Genomic DNA, 3,595 nt, shown 5'->3' with positions numbered 1-3,595 from the left:
CCATCGGAGGGGAGGACCTCGACTGCTACGCGGGTCCCGCCCGGCTCGTACGGGCCGAGGGGACCGAGCCTTTCGAGATCACCTCTGGCGGCGCGGAGGCGGTGGAGTATCCCCGGCCGGGAGAAGTCGTCTGGCGGGACGACGCGGGTGTCACCTGCCGCCGCTGGAACTGGCGCCAGTGCGTGCGCACCCGGCTCACCGACCGCACCACCCGCGCCGTCTTCATCCTCGACGCGCTCGCCCCGATGGGCGACGCTGCCCTGACGGCCGCGGGTGAGGCGCTGACCGAGACACTGATGAGCGGCAGCCCCGGTACCGAGGCCGCGACCCGGCTGCTGAGGGCGTCCGACGCCGCCCAGGTGCATTGATCACGGGGCCCGTGCCCGTGCGACGTCGGTGAATGTGCGTGCCGCTGCGGGGTGTTCGCGGCGCTTACCCGAGGTGGGGAGCCTCCCGGCGCTCCAAGTAGTGGTGGAGCCGCAGCCGCTGGGTGTGGTGCATGTCCAGGCCGTCCAGCTCTTCGGCTCCGACAAACGCCAGCTCAGTCGACTCGTCCGAGATGGCCAACTCGCCGCCGCTCACGCGGGCGGTGAAACACACGTTGAACTGCCTGCGCACCTCGCCGTCGCTGTAGGCGATGACGTGACGCGGGTCGGTGTAGGTACCCACCAGACCGGTGATCTCGACCTCCAGCCCGGTCTCTTCTCTGACCTCACGCACCGCTGTGCCGGGCAGCGAGTCGGTCATCTCCATGCCACCACCGGGCAGCGCCCACAGCCCGCTGTCCGAACGTCGCTGGAGCAGGATGCGCCCGTGGTGGTCGGTCACGACTGCGGACGCAGCGACGACGAGCGAGTTGGGCACGGGGGCATCAGGGTCGTCATAGAACTCGATACGGGACACGGCGTCACCCTTCCATGGCCGCCGGGCCGGCCGTCGCCCACACCGCCTCGAAGCTGGCAGCGTAGGTGTCGAACAGGCCACCCTGATCCTGGCGGCGCAAGTGCCAGACGGGTGCACCGAACGCGTTGAGGCCGTAGACGTGGGTGTTGACGAGCATCTGGTCACCGGCCCGGTAGACGCTGTTGTACAGCGTGGTGCCGTGGGTGCGGACCTCCACGCCGGGCGTGCCGACCAGCGGTCGGTAATGCATCAGGGCGAGGCGGCACCGGGAGTCGATACCGTGGCCGAACTGCTCTTCCTGGCCGCGCTGTTGCACCTCCGCACTGTCTGCTTCGCCGAGGCAGATGCGGACCTTGCATCCCGACTCGGTGCGCTCTCGCAGCAGTTCGTTGAACTTCGGGTACGCCTCGTGCAGGAACACCGCGGCATACACCAGCACATCCAGGTGCTCCTCGGCCTGAGAGAAGAAGTCCACGAACGCGGAGATCGGAAGGTCTGCCCGCTGGTCGTAGACGGCGATGATGTCCGGACCAAGGGCGCGGGCGGCTCGGGCCTGCCGCAGAGCGGGCCATAGGGCGAAGGGGTCCTCACCCAGCGACTCCGCCGCACGCATGGCCGTGGTCCGCCTGGGAACGCGCCCCCGGTTTACCCATCGCTCGACCGACTTGGGGTCGACGCCGGTCTTGCCCGCCAGTTCTGCGTACGTCAGCCCCTGGGCCGCCATCGATGCCCGCAGTCGTTCGTTGTTCACCCTGCCCCCCTGCCCCTGCGCTACTGCCGTACCACTGGGGGACGTTCTACCTCATGCGGGACGTCCCGAAGTGTCGCTTGCGCGAGGTTCCCTCGTCCCAGCGACTACGCAGACGATCGGCACATGGCCACCACAGATCAGGCGACGACCAGGCAGGACCCCCGGCAGCACGCGGAGGCCTGTGCCGAGCGACTGCGAGCCGCGCTGGCCCGCGCAGGGGTGCGGCTGCCGTCGCTGCGCGCTGGTGCGTGCTTCGCCAACTTCCCGCACGTCGAGCTCGGTGGCTGCCATGCCGATCTGGCGGACCAATTGGCAGCCTGGATCGAGGAGCACGCGGAGAGTGGCCGGTGACCCGATCTGTGCTCAGGTTCGTGTCGTGGACGATCCAACCTGATACCGAGCCAGATGCCGAGCCGCCCATCCACGCCATGATGTGCGCGGTCTGCCACAAGCAGTCCGGAGGGCGTGACGAGTTGGCCGAGGCGCAGGACTGGGCGCTGGACCACGCCGGACGCCATCCCACCCACCACTCGTACCGCGAGCTGACCGTGACGCCATGGAAGGCGTGGATGCGGAATCCGCAAGGGTGAGGGCTGCTGGTCCCATCTGGTCTCCTGGCATCAGGTACAGCTTCCTTGACCTCGCCCGGGAGTTCCATGCTGGTGAGGAGCCTGAAGCTGATGGTGCCGCCAATTTCGAAGGTCACGGGGGCTCCGCGGTGCCGCATCGGTGAATGTGCGTACTGCTGCGGGGTGTTGGCGGCCTCGGCAGAATGCGGGGCATGCCCTCAGAGACGATCCCTGCGGCGGCCGCGGGCACGTGGAAGCTCGGTGACCGGACCGTCAACCGGATCGGGTTCGGCGCGATGCGCCTGACGATGAACGCCGACGGCACTACGAGTGACCGCGACCGGGCGATCACCGTGCTCCGCCGCGCGGTTGAGCTCGGCGTCAACCACATCGACACAGCGGCGTTCTACTTCTCACCACTTCGCTCCGCCAACGAACTGATCAACAGTGCGCTGGCCCCGTACCCGGACGACCTCGTCATCACCACCAAGGTCGGGCCGGGCAAGGATCCGTCGGGCCGGTGGCTCCCCCTGGCCGCGCCGGACCAGCTGCGGGGCCAGGTCGAGGAGAACCTGCGCCAGCTCGGCCGTGACCACCTCGACGTGGTGAACCTGCGTGTCCACGGCACCGATTCGATCGCCGAGCGGTTCGGCGCGCTCTCCGAACTGCGCGACGCAGGATTGATCCGGCATCTGGGCATCTCCAACGTCAGACCCGAACACCTCACCGAGGCCCGGCAGATCGCGCCGGTGGTCTGCGTGCAGAACAGGTACGGCATCGCCTCCCGACGCAAGGACGACGCCTTCCTGCGCGCCTGCGGTGAGCAGGGCGTCGCATTCGTGCCCTACTTCGCGATAGCCGGTGCAGGTCGCGAGGCCGGTGCCGGTGCCCGTGGCGCCGAGAGCGAGGAGGTAGTCGCTGTCGCACGTGCACACGACGCGACACAGTCGCCCAGGTGCGGCTGGCGTGGACGCTGCAGCGCGGGCCGCACGTCCTGGCCATCCCGGGCACAGGCAACCCGGACCACCTGGCCGCCAACGTGGCCGCCGGAGCGCTGCGTCTCTCGGGAGACGAACTGGTCCTTCTGGAGAACATCCACCAGACCGGAGAGTGAGCGCGCGCAGCGGGCCCGCATCCGTCAGGGCTGGTGCAGCCCGTCCAGGAGGGCGGGCAGCGACTCGCCGATCGGTTCGCGGACGACCTCGTCGGCGAGTTCGTCGTACGGAGTGGGCTCCGCGTTGACGATGACGAGGTGCGCGCCGTGCTCCACCGCGAGCTCCACCAGTGAGGCGGCCGGCTGGACTTGAAGGCTGGTGCCGACGGCCAGGAAGACGTCGCACGCCTTGGCCGCCCCCACGGCCTGGCCCAGCAC

At 69.1% G+C, this 3,595-nt stretch carries 5 protein-coding genes and 2 pseudogenes; 4 read left to right on the top strand and 3 right to left on the bottom strand.

What is annotated here, in order from left to right; all coding sequences use genetic code 11:
- Positions 1-368, top strand: a 368-nt coding sequence (locus ACRDP3_RS25455) for a phenylalanine--tRNA ligase beta subunit-related protein (protein ID WP_431519338.1), incomplete at its 5' end; no start/stop codon positions are given.
- Between the two features lie 64 nt (positions 369-432).
- On the opposite strand, the gene ACRDP3_RS25450 is transcribed toward ACRDP3_RS25455, so the two are convergent.
- Positions 433-903 (bottom strand): NUDIX hydrolase, encoded by a 471-nt coding sequence (locus ACRDP3_RS25450; RefSeq protein ID WP_431519337.1) that lies wholly within the window; start codon positions 901-903, stop codon positions 433-435.
- Positions 904-907: 4 nt separating this feature from the next.
- Entirely contained in the window at positions 908-1,627 is a 720-nt protein-coding gene (locus tag ACRDP3_RS25445) for a helix-turn-helix domain-containing protein (RefSeq protein ID WP_431519339.1), read from the bottom strand.
- Positions 1,628-1,777: 150 nt separating this feature from the next.
- On the opposite strand from ACRDP3_RS25445, the gene ACRDP3_RS25440 reads away from it, so the two are divergent.
- The 3 genes and pseudogenes from ACRDP3_RS25440 to ACRDP3_RS25430 all read left to right on the top strand — a co-directional run bounded on the left by ACRDP3_RS25440 (position 1,778) and on the right by ACRDP3_RS25430 (position 3,337).
- Positions 1,778-2,005, top strand: coding sequence for a hypothetical protein (locus tag ACRDP3_RS25440; RefSeq protein WP_431519336.1), 228 nt, complete (start codon positions 1,778-1,780; stop codon positions 2,003-2,005).
- A gap of 20 nt (positions 2,006-2,025) precedes the next feature.
- Positions 2,026-2,244, top strand: coding sequence for a hypothetical protein (locus ACRDP3_RS25435; RefSeq protein WP_431519335.1), 219 nt, complete (start codon positions 2,026-2,028; stop codon positions 2,242-2,244).
- Positions 2,245-2,435: 191 nt separating this feature from the next.
- Positions 2,436-3,337 (top strand): annotated as a pseudogene (locus ACRDP3_RS25430) (oxidoreductase).
- Between the two features lie 24 nt (positions 3,338-3,361).
- Here ACRDP3_RS25430 and ACRDP3_RS25425 read toward each other — a convergent pair.
- Positions 3,362-3,595: pseudogene (locus tag ACRDP3_RS25425) on the bottom strand (NAD-dependent deacetylase); the annotation flags it as partial.

Source organism: Streptomyces sp., from assembly GCF_050698815.1.
Taxonomy (GTDB): domain Bacteria; phylum Actinomycetota; class Actinomycetes; order Streptomycetales; family Streptomycetaceae; genus Streptomyces.
Note: the sequence above shows the minus strand (reverse complement) of the source record. Positions and strands in the feature narration are given on the sequence as shown.